Consider the following 16,401-nt stretch of genomic DNA (forward strand, 5'->3'; position numbering starts at 1 on the left):
TGCCCTTCACCCCGACGGCGTCCGGCTCGCTCAGCTGCCGGGCGCCGTCGGGCTGTGTCGGGGCGGGCGGCGGGCCGGTGCTCCGGTGCCACCGGTGCTTCCGTGGCCGGTGTTCCGCTGGCCGGCGGTCAATCAGCCGGCGTCAGTCGGCCGGGATCAGGTCAGGTAGTCGGCCACGAGGTCGGCGAACTGCTCCGGGGTGAGGACCTCGACGCCCAGCTTCTCGGCGGCGACCGCCTTCGAGCTGGGCTTGCCGCCCGCTGTGGACGCGGCGACCAGGCAGGAGGTCTTCGCGTTCACGCCGCTCCCGGCGCGCCCGCCCGCGCGCTCGATGAGCTCGTTCATCTGCTTACGGCCGAGGCCCTCCAGGCGGCCCGTCATCTTGCCGGTGACGACGACGGTCCGGCCCGCCAGCGGCCCCTCGCCCACCGGCCCGGCGGCGTCGGCGGCCCGCTGCGGTTCGGACATGTTCACGCCCGCCGCGATCAGTTTGTCGAGGACCGGCGCGAGGGCGAGGAGCTCCGCGACGACGACGGGCGCCTTCTCGGGGCCCATGCCCTCCACGGTCTGGATGTCCTCCGCGGTCGCCGCCCGGATCGCGTCCATGGTGCCGAAGTGCGCGGCGATCCGCCGCGACATGCTGCGCCCCGTACCGGGGATGCCGAGGGCGCAGAAGACGCGGCTGAGCGGGCGGCCCTTGGCCAGGGCGAGCTGTTCGGCCAGCTTCGCACCGCGCTTGGCGCTGCCCGAGGCCGTGGCCAGCTGCTCCTCGGTCAGGACGAACAGATCCGCCACGTCGCCGACGAGACCGGACTCGATGAGGGCCTTGACGTAGGTCTTGCCGAGGCCGTCGATGTCGAGGATGTCGCGCCCGGCGGCGTACTCGATCAGGGGCGCGAGCGCGCACGCCGTGCCCTTCGCGCACCGCCACCGCTCCTGGCTCTTGTCGATGGCTCCGCCGCAGTGCGGGCACGCCTCGGGCAGCGGGACCGGCAGCGCGCCCTCGGGGCGGAGCTCGACGACCGGGGCCTGGACGCGGGGGATGATGTCGCCCGCCTTGTAGACGGTCACGGTGTCCCCGAGGTGCAGCCCGCGCCGGGCGATGTCGGCCGGGTTGTGCAGGGTGGCGCGGGAGACCGTCGAGCCGTCGAGGTCGACGGGGGTGAGGAGGGCCGTCGGGGCGAGCACGCCGGTGCGGCCGACCTCCCAGACCACGTCCTCCAGCACGGTCTGCCGCTCGACGGCCGGGAGCTTGTAGGCGATCGCCCAGTGCGGGAACCGGCTGCCCAGCCCGGCGGCGTCCTGTTCGGCGGCGCTGTTGGCCTTGATGACCACGCCGTCGATGCCGAAGGGCAGCCCGGCGCGCAGGGCGGCGATGGCGTCGACCCGGGCCTGGGCCTCGGCGATGCTGCCGACGACGTGCAGTCCGGCGGGCGTCTCCGCCGTGGTGCGCACCCCGGCCGCGGCGACCGCGGCCAGTGTCTCGGCGTGCGTCGCCCCTGCGGGCAGGAACGATTCTCCGTCCAGGTCGACCGCTCCGTACGCCCAGAAGGTCATCTCCAGTCGGTAGGGCCGGTCCTTCGCCCGCAGCGTGCCGGCCGCCCCGTTGCGCGGGTTCGCGAACAGCGCTGCCCCGTGCGCGGCGCGCACCTCGTTCGCCGCTTCGAACTGCGCCTGCGTGAACAGGACCTCGCCGCGCGCCTCGAAGGTCACCGGCTCGGCCAGCCGCTCCGGCAGACCGACGATGGCGCCGATGACATGGCTGACGTCCTCGCCGTGGCTGCCGTCGCCTCGGGTGACGATCTGCACCAGCCGGCCGCCGCGATACCGGACGGCGACGGCGGCGCCGTCCAGCTTCGGCTCGACCGTGAAGCCCCCTTCGGCGGCGCGCCCGAGCCTGCGCTCCAGCGACGCCTCCCATCCGGCCAGCTCCTCGGGGCTGAACACGTTGTCCAGGCTGAGCAGTCGCGAGGTATGCGGGACGTCGCCCTCCGGGGCGGCGCCGTCGGCGACCAGCCCGGTCGGCGAACCGGCCGTCTCGGCGGGGTGCGCGGCCTCCCAGTCCAGCACGGCGCGGCGCAGTGCGTCGAAGGACGCGTCGTCCATCGGGCTGTTCCCGCCGCCGTAGTAGGCGCGCGACGCCTCACGGAGCAGGTCCAGCGCGGACGCGTAGTCGACGGCGGTGAGCAGGGCGGAAGACGCCTCAACGGCGGGAAGAGCGGTCATACACGCATCATGTCGTGGGGGTCTGACAACGCCCGCCGACGAGTGGGCGATCATGGCGTCCATGACGGATACGACCGGCCCCGAGTCTCTGGGCCTCTGCCTCGTGGCCAATGTCGCGCAGGAGACCAGCCACGGCGAGGGCGGTGTGGAGATACGCAGGGGGCTGCGGCACTTCGCGCCGGGGGCGAAGGTGTGGATCGCGCCGCCGGCCTGGGGCGACGGAGGCGAACGCGTCATCGTGGCCGGACGCCACCGGCGCAACCATCGCCGCTACATGCGGATCGTGATCGAACGCCGGTTCCTGACGAACTTCCGCGTCCGCGCCGTCTACAGCGCGGCGTTGGTCCGCGCGCTGCTGGAACTGGAGCCCGGCGAGGAAGAGTACGGCGCCGGCTTCCTGTGGGCCCCCGAACAGGCCGAGCACTGCGCCCGGTCCTGGAACACGCCGGTCATGGAGGCCCGGGTGGAGGGCCTTCCCCGTTGGCCCGCCCACCTGGTCACCGACCCTCCGCCCATGGAGTTGCATCTCGACGGTGTCACGTACCACCTGGCCCATTTCAACGCCCGTGGGGCTCGCTACTCCCCCGAGCCGCCACCGGTGGAACCGTCGCCGACCGTCGGCTGAGGGCAGCGCCGAACGGCCGGTCGGCGACCTGAGGATGCCGCTGAAACGGAGCGGCTTCGCAGTCCGCGCCCCCTGCCGGTCCACCCCTGCTACCCACCGGGCCTGCGCGACGGACCGGTGGGCACGGGCGGTCAGGACCAGGACGCGGCCACCAACGTCCGCTCCGCAGCGGCGAGATGGACGGCCGAGGCGAGCCAGGCGCGCGCGTAGCCGTCGGCCGAGGCGTCGGTGAGGCGGCCGAAGGCGTCACGCGGCCGGCGGTCCGCCTCCGTCGTCAGCGCCCGCGCGAGGTGCCCCGCTCCGCCGAGGCCCGCCCGGGTCAGCCGGGCGACGAGCGCGGCCGTGTCCGTCCCCCGGCCCGCCTCCGCGACGGCACGGCGGCCACCCGCGACACCCGTCTCCAGCAGCCGTCGCACCCGCCACAGGGGTGCGTCCGCCAGCGGTTCGGGACCCGACGGCACCGGCCCGACGGGCGCACCCCCGGCGGTCCCGCGGGGGAAGTGCTCGCCCTGCAGCCGGTCGTAGCCCAGGTCCGCATGCCCCTTCCACTCGTCCGGCAGTCGCAGCGTCGCCGCCGCCCCGGGCACCGGCCCGACCGCCAACGGCCGGAGCGTCGCCGCCCGGTCCAGGTCGGGGCGCCCTAGCACCCTCAGTACGAGGCCCGGGTGCTGGGCGATCCGGCGCAGGTTCGCGGCGTGCGGCAGCTCCGGGTGCGGGTGCGCCGGGCGGAGCCGCAGCAGCGGGCCCTCGGCGGCGACGCGGACGACGACGGCGTCGCCAGCCGCACCGATCACCTCCACGTCGCAGCCCAGCAGACTCGCCGGCGCTCTTCCCGGCTCGGCGGACCCGGGGCCGCCGTCGGCGAGCGCCGCGGCCATGGCCTCGCGCACCGGCCGGGCGAAGAGAGCGGCGACCGGCTCCTCGGACCAGTCCACCCCCCGCAGCGGCGTCGCGCTGACTCCCCGGCCCGCCCCGAGCCGCCCGTCCGCGGAGACCGTGGCGCCGACGATCCGAAGGCCGCCGCGTGCCAGCCCGGCGTGGTCGAGGGTGGCGCCCCCGAGCGCCACGGACGCGGCGCCCGCGCCCTTCGCTCGGGCGAGGCCGCCGGGGCGTACGTCGGACACCGTGTATCCGGCGCCGTCCGCGCCGACGAGGTGCGTGGTCACGCCGCCGTACCCCGTCGCCGAGAGCACCGGCTCCCGGCACAGGCCGTACACCCGCAGGCTGCCGCCCTGTTCGTACGCCCGGCGCACGGAACCCGCCGCACCCGCGCCGGCCGAGCCGGAGCAGAGCAGGGCGGCCCCGGCCAGCAGCTCGCGGAACGCGTCCGCGAGGTCGCCGAGCCGCTGCCCCTCGCTTCGCTCCCGCGCCGCCCGCAGGCCCCGTACGACCCGCAGCGCGGCGGCCTCGGCCCGCGGCAGCGCCGCCAGCCGCGCGGTGTGGGCGGCGCGGAGCAGCTCGGCCTGCACCACCGCGCCGCCCGCGGTGACGCCGGCCGACAGCGCTTCGGCGGCGGCGCTCCACAGGGCGGTGGCGGCGTGGAGTTGAGCGGGGGTGAGGGGGGCGGGCGCGGGCCCGGCGTGGGGTCCGGTCAGGCCGGGCGCCGCGTCGGGCGCGGCACCGACCGGGGCCTCCCCCGTGCCCGCCTCCCCGCGTGCGCCCGCGCCCGGGCCGTGAGCGTCGCCCGCGCCTGCTTCCCCGCGTGCGCCCGCGCCCGGGCCATCGGCCTCGCCCGTGCCCGGATGGTCGGCTCCGCCCGTACCCGGGTCGGCGCCCTCGCCGACGTCCGGCTCGTCGCCCTGCCCGTCCGCGAGGGGGGCCGCTCCGAGGGCGGCGGCTCGGTGCAGACAGCGCGGGGCCAACAGGCAGGAGCACACGACCTGTTCGGCGTGCGCGACCACGCCCGACGGGCCCGGGCGCAGGGTGACCGTGGCGTCCTCGCCGAAGCGGACCTCGACCGAACCGTCGGTCGTGGCGGAGGCCCGGTCGGCGCAGCCCGTGATCGCCGCGTCCAGCTTCTTGCGCAGGCGGGCGCTGAGCTGCTCCACGGCGGCGGCGAGGACGTCGGGGGCGACGGGCGGCAGGAGTTCGGTGCTCAACGGGGTTCTCCACGGAGGCGGTCGCCCACCCAGCGGGCGAGGGCGAGCGGGCTGAGGGCGGCCACCGGCATACCGGCCGCGACGAGTTGGCGCGCCACCGGCACCGAGTAGCGCGGTGCGCCGGTGTCGTCGAGTGCCGCGCAGCCCAGCAGGTGGGCGCCGGAGGACGCCAGGGCGCGCACCTCGCCCAGCAGGCCGCCGAGCGGGGCGCCCTCCTCGAAGTCGCTGACCACGACGACGAGCGTGCGGCTCGGGACGGTGATCAGCGAACGCGCGTGCGCGAGGCCGGCCGCGATGTGCGTACCACCGCCGACCCGGACCTCCAGCAGCAGCGACAGCGGGTCCTCGACCCGGTCCGTCAGGTCGATCACCTGCGTGGAGAAGGCCAGGAAGTGCGTGGACAGGGTCGGCACCCCGCCCAGGACCGCGGCCGTCAGCGCCGACCAGATCACCGATACCTCCATCGAGCCGGAGACGTCCACGACGAGGATCAGGCGCCAGTCGGCCTCCTTGCTCGCCCGCGTGCTGAACACCGGGCGCTCCGGCACGACGACGAGCCGGCCGTCCTCGGCGCGCCGGGTGTGGGCGAGGTTGGCCCGCAGGGTACGGGGGAGGTCGAGGCGGCCACCGGGACGCCTGGTGGGTCGCGGGGTGGCCAGTCCGGAGAGCGCCGGGCGCAGGCGGGTGGCCAGCTCCCGCGCCAGCTCGTCGACGAGCCGCTTCACCAGCGGCCGCAGTCGGGCGAGTTGGGCCTCGGGCATGCCGCCGGCCAGCGACAGCACGGAACTCAGCAGCTCCACCGACGGGCGTACCGCCGCCGGGTCGAGCTGCGCGAGGACGTCCGCGCGTCCGGCGTCGGCGGCCTCGGCGAGGACCTCCTCCCGTACGTCCGCGCCGAAGAGGGCCTCCAGCTCCTGCGCCCACTCCCGGGCGGTCGGGAAGGACGGGTCCTGACCGCCGCCCTGGCCCGCCGCGCCGCCGTCCAGGTCCTCGGCGCCCTCGCCGCGCCCACGGCCGTAGAGCTCGTCGAGGGCGTGGGCGTATCGTCGCGCGTCGCCGGTGAGCCGCTCCTTGTGGCGGCCGAGCAACAGGCGCCAGCGGTCGGCACGCCCGAGCCGCCGGTCCGCGTCGGCCAGGACGGGGGCGCCGGTCGCGGGTGCGAGTGCCGATGCGGGTGCCGGTGCGGATGCTGATGCCGGTGCGGGCGGGTCGGTCGTGGCGGTCGCCGCGGTGGCCTCGGCTGCGGAGCCGGTGCGCGGGACGTGGCCTCCGCCGGATTCCGGGCCGGACTCGGGGCTTTCGGTGGCGGACCCGGGAGCGGGACTCGCTGCCGATTCCTCGGCTGGCACGATTCGGGGGCCGCCGGCGGCGTCCGTCGTACTCGGGTCCAGGCCCAGGGCCTTCAGCGCGGCCGATCCGGCCGCGTCGGCCGCCGCCCACAGGGCGAGCAGTTCGGCCGGGGCTTCCAGCGAGAGGTCGAGCCGGTCACCGAGCCGTTCTGTCACGGTGGTGAGCAGCCGGTCGCGCGCGGCCGGTGTCAGGGCGTCGAATCCGCCCCGCAGGGCCGGGAGCCGGTCGAGGAACTCCTGGTCGGACAGTTCGTCGACCCGGTCCAGGAGCGGGTCGAGGGCGTCCGGTGAGGTCTGGAGCAGCGGGCCGGCGGCCGTGAGCAGCCCGCAGAGGCGCCTCGTCAGCGCCCGGCGCGTGTCGGGAGTCGTGGCTCCGTCGATCCAGCCGGCCGTACGCTCGCCCAGTCCGGCCGCGTCGTCCAGGTCGAGCAGGACGCGTACGGCCGGGGCGGCGCCCTGCATGAGCGGGGAGCCGTCGGCGGCCAGCTCGGCGAGGGCCCGGTCCAGTCGGAGGCCCAGGTGGCGTGCGGCCGTCCGGTCCGCCAACGCCACCAGAGCCCCGGCGTCGGCGGCGCTGTCGCTCCCGGCGAGGCCGGGCAGGGACCGTACGGCGGCTTCCAGCAGCTCCTCGGTGAGCGTGCCGGCCGCCGCGCGGGCCTCGGGCTCGGTGCCGGGGTAGTGGCCGCGCCGCAGGCCCTCCAACAGGTCGAGGGCCTGGAGGAGTTGGGGCAGGTCGGCGCTGTGCGGCAGCAGGGCGGCGGCCTCGTGGAGGCGGCCTTCGACGAGCTCGGGCAGGTCGCAGCGCGCGGCCGCGGCGAGGCCGGTGAGGATCTGGTCCGGAGTGGGGCCGCCTTCGGCGGCCTCCCGGCGGGCGGTCGCGGCGAGCGTGCCGGCGGCGGCCTGGGCCGCCGTCACCCCGCGCACTCCCGCCAGGTCGAGCCGCGCCGGCACGGACGGCGTCCACGCCGCACGCCACTTGGTGCCGAGTGCCGTGCCGTCGCCGGTGCTCGCGACGGCGACGGGTTCGCCGTACGCCGCGCCGATCACCAGCAGGCGCTGAAGCAGCACCTCGCGGCGGGCGTCCAGGGGCGAACGGAGCGGGTCGAGCCGCAGGTCGCGCCGGTCGGCGTCGTCCGGGCGGGGCAGCCGCAGGTCCGCGAGCTCGGCCTCGACCGAGGGGCCGAGCCCGGACCGCGGCGCGTGCGGGCTGATCCGGCCGCGCGAGGTGCCGACGAACACGGCCTCCAGCGCGCGGGCCAGGGCCCGGCCACGGCCGAGAGGTTCGCCCTGGCCGAGCACGGTGGTGACGGCCTCCAGCAGCTCGCCGCGCCCCGGTGCGGGCAGTCCGCGCAGCGCGGCCAGGTCGCAGGCCAGGCGCAGGGTCTCGGCGGCCTCGCCGGTCCCCGCGGTGTGACCGGCCCGGCGCAGTTCCCGGCACAGGCCGGTCAGCGCGGCGGAAGCCGCCTCCCGGATCCGTTCCGGATCGCCGGCCGCGACGAGCACGGACTGCTGCCACAACGGGTCGCGGATTCCGGCGGGGTAGCCGGACCGGGAGTCGAGCAGGTCGAAGGAGTACGGAACGAGCGAGGTCACCGTCGCACCGCCGCCCCCTCCCGAACCCTCGTCCTCGTCCTTCCCGCCGTCTCCGCTCCCACGGGTCCCGCAGCTCCCGCCGCTCCCGCCGACCGCGCCGCTCCCGCCGACCGCGCCGACCGCGCCGTGCGCGCCGTCGGGCCGGCCGGCATCCGCACGGGAACCGTGGGGTACGCCCGTACGGGATCCGTCCCGCGCCTCCGGGCCGGAGCCGTCGCGTACGCCTGGGGGCAAACCGTCCGAATCCACCGCCGCGGTGCCGGGCGTCGTGGCCGCTCCGCCCTCGGCGGACAGGAGCAGTGCGGGCGCGTGGAAGGCGCCGATCACGGCTGCCACCCGGCGCCCGTCCGCCGAGGCGGAGGCGATCACCTGCCGCATGCGTTCCTCCCGCGCCAGGTCGGTGGCGGGCACCTCGGCGTCGGCGCGCAGGGCCCAGCCGACGCCCAGCGCGGCTCGGCGTACCGCGTCCGGGGTGCACCCCGGGGCCAGCACCTCGACGACGCGGTCCCACAGGTCGTCGCCGTCGCGGCCGGTTCCGGCGGCGGCGAGCGCTCGGGCGTAGGTGTGCCGCCGCCGGGCGGCCCGGTCGTCAGGAGCGGCGTCGAGCGGATCCGCGGCGTCCGTCTCGACGCCCGTGTCCGTGTCCGCGTCCCCGCCCGCCGGCGCACCCGTCCGCGTGGGCGGGGCGTCGTCCGGTCGTGCGGACCCGGCCTCGGCCCGGTCCTCCTCCCCCGCCGCGTCATGCCTGTCTTCCGGTCCGGCGGCCCCCGCCGACCAGCCGGGGTCGCCGAGGGGAAGGTCGCAGCACAGCACCTCCACGCCGCGGCTCCGCGCCCAGCGCACCGCGGCGAGCTCCGGCGAGAAGTCCGCGAACGGGTAGAAGGACAGCGCGCCGCCCTCCCCCGTACCGGCCAGGGCGACCGGGGCGATGGTCTCGGGGTCCGCCAGGTGCTCCAGCCAGGGCCGGAAGTCGGCCGGCAGCTCCACGCAGACCACCTCGGCCCGCGCCTGGTCGAGCAGGGCGGGGACGACCGCGGCGAGTGCCGGGCTGTGGTGGCGGACGCCCAGCAGGTACGGCGTACGGGACGCGGCCAGCGCGTCCACGGCCGCTCGTGGATCGAGGGGTGTCAACGCAGGCTCCCGCGCAGGTCCCAGAGCCGGCGCCACATCGCGGAGCCGTTCTCGGCGCGGCGGCGTACCGGGCCGTCCCAGTAGCCGAGGAGCCGTGCGTGGTCGGCGGGGTCGTCCTTGCGGACCACGCCCAGCAGGTGGCCCGGCAGCAGGTCGAGCACGTCTCCGCCGGGCAGGTAGGCCGCGGCGACTCCCAGCGACGCCGCCACCTGCACGGCTTCGGCGGTGGACATGACGGTGCCTGGGCGTTCGACGTCCCAGCCCTCGGTGGAGCGGCCGGAGCGCAGGTCGCGGAAAACGGTGACGAGGGCGTCCAGGACGGCGTCGTCGACGGCGAAGGCCGCGCCCGCGCGCCGTACGGCGGCGACGGCCTGGCGGCGGATCAGGTCCGCCTCGGCGTCGGCGTCGGCGATCGGGTCCACGGTCTCGAAGTTGAAGCGGCGCTTGAGCGCGGCCGACATCTCGGAGACGCCCCGGTCCCGCAGGTTGGCCGTCGCGATGACGGTGAAGCCGGGTGCGGCGCGGACGACCGCGTCCTCGGTGGCGGTCAGTTCGGGCACGCTGATCCGGCGGTCGGACAGGAGGGAGACGAGGGCGTCCTGTACCTCGGGCAGGCAGCGGGTGATCTCCTCGACCCGTACCACCCGTCCGGCCCGCATGGCGGCGAGGACGGGCGAGTCGACGAGGGCCTGCGGGGTGGGCCCCTGGGCGAGCAGCAGGGCGTAGTTCCAGCCGTAGCGGAACGCGTCCTCGGTGGTGCCGGCGGTGCCCTGCACGGTGAGGGCGCTGCTGCCGCTGACGGCTGCGGCGAGGAGCTCCGACAGCATCGACTTGGCCGTTCCGGGTTCGCCGGTGAGCAGCAGTCCGCGCTCTCCGGCGAGGGTGACCACACAGCGTTCGACCAGTGCGCGTTCGCCGACGAACTTCGGTGCGATCGTCAGTTTCGACGGCAGGTCCGGGTGGCGCTCGGGCAGGGACAGCGCCACGCCGTCGCTGCCGCAGACGAACGTGACGACCGCGCGCGGGGTGAGTGCCCAGCCGGGCGGTCGCGGGCCGGGGTCCTGGGCGGCGAGGAAGGCGAGCTCGGCGGCGTGCCGTTCCTCGGCCGGCCGGCCCTGCCGGGCGGGGGCGGTCTGTTCGGTGACGGTCATTCGGGATCCTTGTTCGTGGTTCGGGACGCTCGGGTGCCCGCGTGCGTACAGGCGGGGCGGGGCGGCGGGGCGGGGCGGGATCGTGGTCGGCTGATGGGGATGCGGGTGGGGCCGGCGCGGCGCGCCCTGTGCGGATGCGCCGCGCCGGCCGGGTCGACGAGGGGCGGCCGGTCAGCGGCCGTTCCTCAGCGTCGCCTCCTCGTCCGCCGGACCTTCAGCTCCTCGAAGCGCGGGACGTCGCCGTCGAGGATCCGCCGCCACGCGCGGGCGAACAGCTCGGCGGCGGGTTCGGTCGGCAGGAGGGCGCCCAGGGTCGGCCGGGTGCCCGTGGTCACCCCGTACATCGGCAGCTTCCACTGCTCGACCGGCAGCACGGGTGCCGACTGCTCCGTCCAGGCGCCCGGCAGGAACAGCGAGCGTCCGGCCCTGGCCCGTACCGCCGACACGACCAGGTCGGTGGCGGCCAGTTCGGCGCGCGCCGCCTTGAGGCGGGCGGGCTTCCAGCCGGTCCAGCGGGCGGTGTTGCGGTCCGTGGGGTCGGGCATGGCCAGCAGTGTCAGGTACAGCGTCGCCGCGTCGGTGCTCAGCTCGCGCGCCCCGGCGACCTCGGCCACCAGCTCGGGCACCGAACGCGACGGGTCCTGCGGCCACCACCGGCCCTCGTCGTCCGTCTCGCCGGCCGCCGGGGCGCCCGGGTCGGCCAGCAGGCGGGCGAACGCCGGGTCGTGCACGCGGCGCAGGGCCGTCTCGACCGCCGTCGGCTGCTGGTCGTCGCCGCGCAGGGCCACCAGGTAGGGGTCGGAGCCGGTGGAGTCGAGCAGCGCGGGCCGTAGCGCGGGCTGCGGCTGGTCGTCCTGCGTGGCCATGAGCACCGCGCCGTACCGCTCGTGGTCCGGTGCCGTCTCCGTCGGGGCGCCGGCCACCTTCCGGAAGGCCGGAAGGCTCGTGTAGTGGCCGACGGAGAGGAGCAGTCCGGGTGCCGCGAGCCGCTGTCGTACGGCGGTCAGGGCGCTGGGCAGCGCCGCACGTACGGGATCGCCGGCGGGCAGCCGGTGGGCCAGCCAGGCCGTCAGGCTCGTCGCGCCGGTCAGCACCGTCGACGTGAACGGCTCTTCGGCCGGGGTCATCGGCGTCGGGCGGTCGCCCTCGATGTGCCACGGCACGTCGGTGCCGAGTTCCGAGGACGGCTCGGGGTCGAGGAGCGCGGGGAGGGCCCGGTGGACGGACCAGCCGCTGCGGGTGCCGCGCGCGGCCTCCGCCGACAGCCAGTCGGGCACCGGGCGGCGGCGCCCGACCTTCTCGTTCCACACCGTGGCGGCCGCCGCCACGTCGGGGCCTTCGCTCCACAGCCGGGCCGGGTCCTCGGGGAGGAGCGCGGCGAGCACCGCGCGGCGCACCTCGGCGGTGAGCGTGCGCAGTTCGTCGCGTGCGTGTCCTGCCTCGGCGACCTTCAGGCCGAGGGTCTTGCGCAGCTCGGGCGGCAGGAAGTTGTTCTCCCACTTGTCGACCTCGGGCATGCCGGCGAGCACGATCCGGGCGAGCGCCCCGGACGCGCCGGTGAGGCGGCTGAACTCGTCGGCGGCGGCCGGCACGTACGGGGCCTCCCCACGGGTCCGCGCCTCCCGGAGGAAGTCGGCCAGCCACGCGGCGCTCCGTGTCCGGTCGCCCACCTGCGCGGCACCGCGCGCCGTGTAGGGGCCGGGCACCTCGAAGCGGCCGTCGGGGTCGTGGAGCAGCGCGCCGAACTCGCGCCCGTCGGCGACGCTCTCGGTGTGTTCGGTGATGCCGAGCGCCGCGCCGCCGCCCAGGGGCAGCACGCTGCGGTGGGACACGTTGCGTGCCTGCCCGTCCGGGGTGTGCAGGTGGGGCGGGGTGAGGTGGACCAGGACCCGGCGCCAGTGTCCGGCCGACGTGGCCGTCGAGCCGAGCCCGAGCGTGTCGACCTGGTCGAGGAGCCCGAGCAGGGTGGTGCGGTGCTCGGGTTCGCTGCCGGGGGCGACGGCCCGGTAGGCGATCGCGGCCGGGTCGTCCAGGAGGGGGACGAAGGGCAGCCCGGAGTACGGCAGCGGCGGCAGGTCGAAGTGCAGGCGTCCCGGCTGCGGCCGGGCGGCGGTGTCCGCCCGGACGGTCGCCAGCGTCTCCAGGAAGCGGTGCGTCACGTCGGAGTCGGCGCCGTAGCGGGAGTGGCCGCCGATGATGCCGCTGAGGGCCTTGATGATCTGCTGGTCGCTCGGTCCCTGGACGCGGGCCGGGGCGGGCCGGTTCGTCGGGTCGAGGCGTGCGGCGACGCCGTCCAGGGCCTTCTGCTGGTCCACGGCGAAGCGCAGCACCTTCACCACACCGGCGATGAGTTCGGGTGCCGAGAGCCGGGGCAGCGCGGCGCTGACCAGCTCGGGCAGGTCGGCCGCCCGCTCGGCCGCCATGGCGGCCTTCAGCAGGACACCGGCCGTCTCGGGGTCGGCGGCCCGCAGCGCCGCCGAGGCCCGCGGGTCGCGTGCGCGCAGCATGTACAGGTACGGCAGTGGAGGCAGGGCGGGCCCGGCGGTCCGGTACAGCTCGTCGCGGTGGTCGCAGTGGGCCGTGGTCGTGACCACGCCCTCGGGGTCGTGGAGGGACAGTTCGCGCCACTCCTGGGTGAGCGCCCGCGGCCGGTCGTCGCCGGGGAACGTGAGCGCGGCGACCGGCCGGTCGGCGCCCTTGGGGAGGGTGACGGCGCGTCCGGTGGTGTCCTCGCCGTGGTGGCGGCCGTCCGGCAGGCGCACGACGCGCCAGCCGAGGAGCCCGTCGGCGGACCGTCCCTGGACGGAGCCCTCGACGGCGGGGGCGGGGCGCAGCCAGGACGTGGCGGCGGCCGGCTCGGTGCCGGGGGCGTGCCGCAGGAGTGCGTCGGCCAGGAAGCCGGGCTGCGAACGGCGGCCGTAGGCGCCTCCTTCGGGGTCGTATTCGAGCCAGCCGCCGTGGTCCTCGCCCTCGCCCCGCTCCCAGACCCAGTACGAGGTGCCGTCGGACAGCAGGGAGCGTTCCGCCGGGAGCTTGGTGTCGCCGCGGTGCAGGACGCCGCCGCCGGTGGTGCGGCCGCCGCCGGGCAGCGGCAGGCTCGGGTGCGGGGAGCGCACGGTCCAGGTGTCGGCGCCGGCGAGGTCGAACACCGTGTCGGGCGCGGTGTGCCAGTAGCCTCGCGGCGCGCGGTCGCCGTACGTGCTCCAGAACACCAGGAGGGCGCCGTCGACGTAGTGGAAGCCCCGCCGCCACAGGTTGGTGGACGGCAGCCGCAGGTCGTGCACGAGGACGGTGGAGTCGGCGTCGATGACGCGCGCCTGCGTCGCGTTGGCGACGATCAGGTGCGGCCAGGCCTCGACGACGGTCAGGCCCTCGGTGCTGTGCCGCCCGGGCGCCAGCTCCTTCAGCGCCTCCTCCCAGGCGGGCCAGCTCAGTTCCTCCCACAGGCCGCCGCGCAGGGTGCGGGCCACGGTCTCGCCGAGGTCGGCACCGGCCGCGGCCGCGACCTCACGCGGGGCGAGGGCGAGGGCCTCGGAGGGCAGCCAGGACAGGCGCTCGATGGCGTTCGGGAGTCCGGGCAGTCCGGCGGCCACCGAGGAGGCGGCGACCTCTCGCATCCATGCGGCGAGCATCGGGCGCCCACCGGCGGAGCCGGCGAGCCGGCACATCACGTCGGTGCCGGAGGAGGCGCTGTTGTAGCTGTCGGCGCCGCGCCGGAAGGCGGGGTGGAAGCGCGGGTCGGCCGCCAGCGCGGCCAGGTCCCGCGGGTCCTCGCCGCGTGCCCAGTCCGACAGGTTCAGCGCGTCGCCGCGCCGGATGCGGCGCTCCTCCTTCTCCTCGGGGTCGGCGACGGCGACGTCCAGCGCGAGCAGGAGGTCCAGCAGGTTCGCGTCCTCGACGCCGATCCGCAGGAACCGCCGGCCCTCGGCGCGGGCGGCCAGGTCGGCGCGCAGCCGGGCGCCGGCCCGGGTCACCAGGTCCAGGAGCGCGGGCGGGGTGGGGCGCGGCCCCCAGCCTCGGTGCCGGGCGCCGTGGTAGCGCTCCAGCCAGCCCGCGGCGCCGTCGGAGCACTGCTGCTCCTGCGGCAGGTCCGCGTCCACGAGCCCGGCTTCGGCCCCGGAGTCCGCCAGGATCCCGAGCCACAGGCCGGACATCTCCCCGTTGTCCCCGGGCGGGGTCATCGTCAGGAGCGTGCCCCGTACGGACGGTACGCGCCGGGCCAGCGCGACGAGCGCGGCGCGGTGCGACTTCCACCAGCCGGCCGCGGCCCGCAAGGTCGCCGGCAGCGGCAGGAGTTCGGCGAGGTAGTCCTGCTCCGCCTCGTTCCCCGGCAGGGACGCGGCGCGGGCGAGCCGCTTCAGCTCCGTCGCGGCCTGTGCCGACGGCGCGAGCCCGCCGGCCGTGCGGCGCACGCACAGGCGCCGGAACCGCTCGTACGCCTCGGCGGGCGCGAGCCGTGCCGACAGCTCCTTGCCGTAGCCGGTGAGCACCTTGACGGGCAGGGCGCCGGCGAGGGCGAACTCCAGGAACACGGCGTCGAGCCGGTCCTCGTCGACGGTCAGCCCGTGCTGCGCCTCGCTCGTGCGGGCGCGGCCGAACAACTGACCGGCGTACGTGGCGTTCTCGACGCCGAGGAAGACCCGGGCGGCCTGCTCGTAGAAGACGGGCAGGAAGTGCGGGACGGCCGAGGCGAGCCGCCCGGCCAGCTCGTGGCAGGCGTCGAGGGCGGCCTTGGGCTTGGTCCTGGCCTGCCGTGCCAGCCGGTCGAGCTCCGGCACGACGGCCAGGGCGTGGTGTCCGTCCTCCGGGTGGTGCACCAGGACCCACTCGGGGAAGCCGAGCTCCTGGCGGCGTCCGAGACCGACCACGGCCGGTGTCCCCTCGGGTTCGAGTCCGAGGAAGCCGGCGGCGAGGTCCTCGGCGGGGCCGAGTTCGGCCGCGGCCAGCCGCACGACGACCCGGTCCTCGCCGAGCACCGCGTGGCGGTAGGCCCGTGCGGTCAGTTCGACCGCCGAGGGGCCCGCGTCCCGCGCGTCGGCCGGGAGCACGGCTCCTGCCGCGAGCAGTGCCTTGTTGTCGTCGATGTCCGTGCCGGTCACGCGTCCCCACCCTCTTCGATCGTGCGGCCGGCGTACAGCGCGGCTGCCATGCGCATCCCCTCGGACCAGGCCACCGGCCCGACCTCGCTCAGCCGCACCGCGCGGCCGTCCTCGTCGTGCCAGCTCAGTGCGCCGGTCTCCGACTCGCCCTCCCAGTACGGTTCGCCGATCCACACCGACGCCTCCGTGCCGCGGCCCCCGTCGCGCACCTTGCAGGTGGCGTAGCCGCCGGACACCCGGTAGCCGAGGCCCGTGGCGCGTGCGGCGAGGCCGAACCGCGAGGCGAACTTGCCGCCCGCGTAGTCCCGTACCTCCGTCGCGGTCTCCGGGCGTCCTGCGGCCGGCCCGTCCGGCTTCTCCCAGGTGGCCCGGTGGATCTGCTCCACCTTCTGGGTGATGCCGAGGTCGGCCGCGAAGTCCCGTACGTCGTCCAGGTCCGGCAGGAGCACCGGGTGGGGCAGCGTCACCGTGCGCGGGGACAGCCGGACGGTCTCGCCGTCGAGGTCGACCGCCTTGAGCTCCCCGTCGGCGGTGACGTCCCGCAGGAAGCCGACCTCGTCCGGGTCGTCGCCCACGACGGCCAGGTCCCGCAGCGCCGACCGCCATGCCTCGTCCGGCCACACCCGCGCGATCAGTGCGGTCGGCACCGGGAGCGACGACACCATCCACGCGTCCACCTGTGCCACGCACGAGTCCGCGTGCCGGTCCAGCCATGCGGCGAGCTGCCGAAGCCGGTCGGCCTCGGGACTGTCCCGCAACGCCTTCGGCAGTGTCTTCAACTGCCGTCCCCCGACGCGCCGTGCGATCACACGCCCGTCCTCGAGGGTGATCTCGTACCCCTCACCCGCTGCCAGCCACGCCATCAGCCGTGCCCCTCCGCCTGTCCGTCACTTGTGTCAGCGCAGCCCGGACATGGGGCTACGAAGCCCCTGAACTGCGGTGTGTGGCGAGACTAACGAGAGGCACTGACAACGCCGCCCGCACCGCCGAGCCGGCCCTGCCCCGACGGCTCCGGCGGTCCCGCCTGTGGATCGTCGTGGGGGTGCCGGGTGTGGACGGGGCGCCTTGGTGCATGATGAGCACCGGAGGGGATTTGAATGTGTTCAGATTTTCGGCATCCGGTGCTGC

General features: G+C 76.3%; 7 protein-coding genes. 1 reads left to right on the forward strand and 6 read right to left on the reverse strand.

Features of this window, described 5'->3' with window-relative positions; all coding sequences use genetic code 11:
* Window positions 1-156: 156 nt before the first annotated feature.
* Window positions 157-2,226, reverse strand: a complete 2,070-nt coding sequence (ligA, locus tag AB0Q96_RS23840; RefSeq protein ID WP_365328619.1) for an NAD-dependent DNA ligase LigA — start codon at window positions 2,224-2,226, stop codon at window positions 157-159.
* Between the two features lie 61 nt (window positions 2,227-2,287).
* Here ligA and AB0Q96_RS23845 point away from each other — a divergent pair, with 61 nt between their 5' ends.
* Window positions 2,288-2,851, forward strand: coding sequence for a hypothetical protein (locus tag AB0Q96_RS23845; RefSeq protein ID WP_365328621.1), 564 nt, complete (start codon window positions 2,288-2,290; stop codon window positions 2,849-2,851).
* A 131-nt stretch (window positions 2,852-2,982) separates the two neighbouring features.
* Here AB0Q96_RS23845 and AB0Q96_RS23850 read toward each other — a convergent pair whose 3' ends face one another.
* The 5 genes from AB0Q96_RS23850 to AB0Q96_RS23870 all read right to left on the reverse strand — a co-directional run bounded on the left by AB0Q96_RS23850 (window position 2,983) and on the right by AB0Q96_RS23870 (window position 16,136).
* Window positions 2,983-4,950 carry a hypothetical protein gene (locus AB0Q96_RS23850; RefSeq protein WP_365328624.1) on the reverse strand — a complete coding sequence of 656 codons (1,968 nt, stop codon included), beginning with the start codon at window positions 4,948-4,950 and terminating at the stop codon, window positions 2,983-2,985.
* Window positions 4,947-9,023, reverse strand: a complete 4,077-nt coding sequence (locus AB0Q96_RS23855; protein ID WP_365328626.1) for a DUF5682 family protein — start codon at window positions 9,021-9,023, stop codon at window positions 4,947-4,949. The genes AB0Q96_RS23850 and AB0Q96_RS23855 overlap by 4 nt, the downstream gene beginning before the upstream one ends.
* A complete protein-coding gene (locus AB0Q96_RS23860; RefSeq protein ID WP_365328628.1) occupies window positions 9,020-10,174 on the reverse strand; it encodes an AAA family ATPase in 1,155 nt (384 codons plus the stop codon). Before AB0Q96_RS23860 ends, AB0Q96_RS23855 begins: the two co-directional genes overlap by 4 nt.
* A 185-nt stretch (window positions 10,175-10,359) precedes the next feature.
* The gene (locus AB0Q96_RS23865; RefSeq protein ID WP_365328630.1) at window positions 10,360-15,273 is read right to left on the reverse strand and encodes a DNA-binding protein; all 4,914 of its coding nucleotides are present in this window, start codon (window positions 15,271-15,273) and stop codon (window positions 10,360-10,362) included.
* The gene (locus AB0Q96_RS23870) at window positions 15,270-16,136 is read right to left on the reverse strand and encodes a DUF4132 domain-containing protein (RefSeq protein WP_365328632.1); all 867 of its coding nucleotides are present in this window, start codon (window positions 16,134-16,136) and stop codon (window positions 15,270-15,272) included. Before AB0Q96_RS23870 ends, AB0Q96_RS23865 begins: the two co-directional genes overlap by 4 nt.
* Window positions 16,137-16,401 lie beyond the last annotated feature (265 nt).

Source organism: Streptomyces sp. NPDC093111 (assembly GCF_040683955.1).
In the GTDB taxonomy this organism is placed as follows: domain Bacteria; phylum Actinomycetota; class Actinomycetes; order Streptomycetales; family Streptomycetaceae; genus Streptomyces.